Below are 1,980 nucleotides of genomic sequence, written 5' to 3' on the forward strand. Positions count from 1 at the left end.
AATTTTTGAACTCTCTAGTATAACTTGTTTTCTTTCTAGTTGTGGACATAATCATTCTCCTTAGGTTATTGTCGTATATCTATTATATACTAAATTTTCTTTACGACAACTATCCTATCACATAGGGCCACCTATCTAACTCGTCAAGACTTAAATCAGCAAGTCCCCACTTTTCAATTAACTTCAACACTCCTACCGCTCTATCTATAGCTTTATTCGTCTCATTCTCTTTATCTACATATCCACCAGCTAATCTACCATTTTGCATTTTAGTAGATTTAACATGCAATGCCTGTAATAGCTCTATTGCTTTTTCAATTTCCATTTTTATTCCTCCTCACTTCGCATAATTAACACATTATTGTTCATCAGAGTATTCTTTGACTTTTTCAGCTATTACTTGCTCAACCTTTTCATCTAAAATAAATGACCTTGCATGAATAGCTAAATCTTCATCATCCGCACATTCAATGACCATATTATCAGCTAACTTATGTCCAAATACATGCAATATATATTTCATATTGTTGTCCTCCTTTATTACGCATAATAAACAGATTGCGTATCTAATCTATTTTTTCCAAATACCTATCATGTATCATCTTCCTTGGATAACTTTCATCATGTCTTCCAATTCTTCTAGCTATAGGTAACCACTCTAAATTATCAATATATCTATATCTAAATACTCTTCTAGTTAAAGAGTCTGGTATATCAGATATAAATTTTTCTATTTCTAATTTTATTTCTTCACATTTATATTTTCTATTTATAAGTATTTTCTCTTTTACAGTTGTATCTATAGTTACTATTCCTTCTATATTGAAATTCATAGGCTGGTATGGAAATTCTGAATTAGATCCAGTAACACTATCTTTTTCATAACTATATTTTTTATTTTTCATTCTTTCTATTTCTTCATTAAGCTCCTTTATTTCTTTTATTAAAGAGTTATATTGTTTTAGAGTTTTCTTCAATAGACTTGTCCTCCTATAGATCTTCTATTTCTTTTATAGCATCTTTCAATATTCCTCTAACCGTTCTATTATTTATTCCTTCTCTATTACCAAACCATATATCTTTAAATCTTTTTACTGTTTTTCTATATTCTTCTTCTCCTATATCTCCACTTTGCCACCACTCTAAATCTTTCAATACTTTTACTAAGTCATACATCATGTCATTTAACTCAATATCGAACATACTACCTACATATTCATTATCAACTTGTCCAAATAGATAATTATAACTTCCACCACTCATTACTATCCCTCCATTTCTATTATGGTTAATATTGCATAATTTGCTAAATCCATTAAAGTATCTCTAATAGATTCATCTTTAACCTTGCTTTCATTTATACATAAATTTTGAAGCCTATTAGTCTTGTCAGATATTCTTGTAACTGCCGATACAAGACCTAGCTTTTTATATGTTTCTCCAAAACTATCTCCATAGTCTGAGTTTTTAGCTTGATAAATTCCTCTCATTTCATCTGTTAAGTCTATAAATCTATCTAGTTTATTCACGATTTATGCTCCTTTCAGATGAAAAACCTTCTGGGTATCTTCTAAGAAGTTTATTGTAATTTCCTTCGATTATCTCTTCTAGATCTAACCCTAATAAATTGCATAAATTAGTAATATAAAACATTACATCTCCTATTTCTTCTTTTAACTTGTCCTTATCTAAGACATGTCCCTGAAATCTAGATTTTTTTAATAAATCAACTACCTCTCCAGATTCTCCAAATATGCCATAAACCATATTGTCTATTTGTTCGTATTTAGTTAGATTATTGTTTAATGTTCTCTTTGATTTTTCTTGATATTCTCTTAAGTTCATTTAATTTTCCTCCCATTTTTTAAACATTTGATAATATAAATTTTCTACATATCCATTAGTTTTCTTAAAATGTTGTAAAATTTCTTTTAATCTATAACCTTTAAAATAAAGTTCTTCTATTTCATCTAACATTTC

At 28.3% G+C, this 1,980-nt stretch carries 6 protein-coding genes; all 6 read right to left on the reverse strand.

The window, feature by feature from the left end:
* Positions 1 to 109: 109 nt before the first annotated feature.
* The 6 genes from TICRE_RS10005 to TICRE_RS10025 are packed head-to-tail and all read right to left on the reverse strand — an operon-like array spanning position 110 to position 1,845.
* Positions 110 to 325, reverse strand: a complete 216-nt coding sequence (locus tag TICRE_RS10005; RefSeq protein ID WP_075727662.1) for a hypothetical protein — start codon at positions 323 to 325, stop codon at positions 110 to 112.
* 33 nt (positions 326 to 358) lie between these two features.
* A complete protein-coding gene (locus TICRE_RS13305; RefSeq protein WP_158016521.1) occupies positions 359 to 523 on the reverse strand; it encodes a hypothetical protein in 165 nt (54 codons plus the stop codon).
* A 43-nt stretch (positions 524 to 566) separates the two neighbouring features.
* Positions 567 to 977 carry a hypothetical protein gene (locus tag TICRE_RS10010; RefSeq protein ID WP_075727664.1) on the reverse strand — a complete coding sequence of 137 codons (411 nt, stop codon included), beginning with the start codon at positions 975 to 977 and terminating at the stop codon, positions 567 to 569.
* A 13-nt stretch (positions 978 to 990) separates the two neighbouring features.
* Positions 991 to 1,263 (reverse strand): hypothetical protein, encoded by a 273-nt coding sequence (locus TICRE_RS10015; RefSeq protein ID WP_075727666.1) that lies wholly within the window; start codon positions 1,261 to 1,263, stop codon positions 991 to 993.
* A gap of 2 nt (positions 1,264 to 1,265) precedes the next feature.
* Positions 1,266 to 1,529 (reverse strand): nucleotide modification associated domain-containing protein, encoded by a 264-nt coding sequence (locus tag TICRE_RS10020; RefSeq protein WP_075727668.1) that lies wholly within the window; start codon positions 1,527 to 1,529, stop codon positions 1,266 to 1,268.
* A complete protein-coding gene (locus TICRE_RS10025; protein WP_075727670.1) occupies positions 1,522 to 1,845 on the reverse strand; it encodes a nucleoside triphosphate pyrophosphohydrolase family protein in 324 nt (107 codons plus the stop codon). Before TICRE_RS10025 ends, TICRE_RS10020 begins: the two co-directional genes overlap by 8 nt.
* Positions 1,846 to 1,980: the final 135 nt, after the last annotated feature.

Origin of the sequence: Tissierella creatinophila DSM 6911 (genome assembly GCF_001940565.1) — a bacterium.
GTDB lineage: Bacteria > Bacillota > Clostridia > Tissierellales > Tissierellaceae > Tissierella_A > Tissierella_A creatinophila.

What these genes read in the sequence shown, in the direction of transcription:
- TICRE_RS10005 (WP_075727662.1), bottom strand. Translation starts at nt 325, where the DNA reads ATGGAAATTGAAAAAGCAATAGAGCTATTACAGGCATTGCATGTTAAA.
- TICRE_RS13305 (WP_158016521.1), bottom strand. Translation starts at nt 523, where the DNA reads ATGAAATATATATTGCATGTATTTGGACATAAGTTAGCTGATAATATG.
- TICRE_RS10015 (WP_075727666.1), bottom strand. Translation starts at nt 1,263, where the DNA reads ATGAGTGGTGGAAGTTATAATTATCTATTTGGACAAGTTGATAATGAA.
- TICRE_RS10025 (WP_075727670.1), bottom strand. Translation starts at nt 1,845, where the DNA reads ATGAACTTAAGAGAATATCAAGAAAAATCAAAGAGAACATTAAACAAT.